The sequence below is a fragment of the Acinetobacter sp. TUM15071 genome (assembly GCF_008980925.1).
In the GTDB taxonomy this organism is placed as follows: Bacteria; Pseudomonadota; Gammaproteobacteria; order Pseudomonadales; family Moraxellaceae; genus Acinetobacter; species Acinetobacter dispersus.
The window spans coordinates 1-587 of record NZ_BKGB01000046.1 but is presented as its reverse complement, the minus strand read 5'-3'; the positions used below and the strand labels follow the sequence as shown (position 1 = coordinate 587).

Here is a 587-nt window from a genome sequence, read left to right as displayed (position 1 = left end):
CCACCGAACCCAGCGGGTGCGGTACTGAACATCGATGCAGTGACTGCAGACAATGTGGTGAATGCCACTGAGGGTGCAGGCAATGTGACGATCACAGGTACCTTGACCGGTATCCCAACGGATGCAGCAACGACTGTTGTGAGCTTGGTGATCAACGGTGTGAGCTACACAGCGATCGTGAATACGGTTGCAGGTACGTGGAGTGCAAGTGTTGCAGGCAGTGACTTATTGGCGGATGCAGATAAGACTATTGATGCAACAGCAACCTTCACCGATGCAGCAGGCAACAGCAGCAACATCACTGATACGCAAGTGTATAGCGTTGATATCACCCCACCAGACAACAGCACCACCACAATCAGCATTAACCCAATTGCGGGCGATGGTGTAGTTGACTCAACTGAAGCAGGTGCGAACCAAACCATCAGCGGTACCGTTACAGGTGAATACACGGTTGGTGATGTGGTGACCGTGAACGTCAATGGCGTTAACTTAACCACCACCGTACAAGCGGGTGGTACCTGGGCTGTGACGGTTGCCGGCGGGCAATTGGTACTTGATGCTGACAAAGTGATTAACGTCAGCAT

General features: G+C 52.3%; 1 protein-coding gene. It reads left to right on the top strand.

Going from position 1 to position 587, the window contains the following annotated elements:
- On the top strand, positions 1–587 hold a 587-nt coding region (locus GBI66_RS19140), incomplete at both ends, for an Ig-like domain-containing protein (RefSeq protein WP_151717181.1).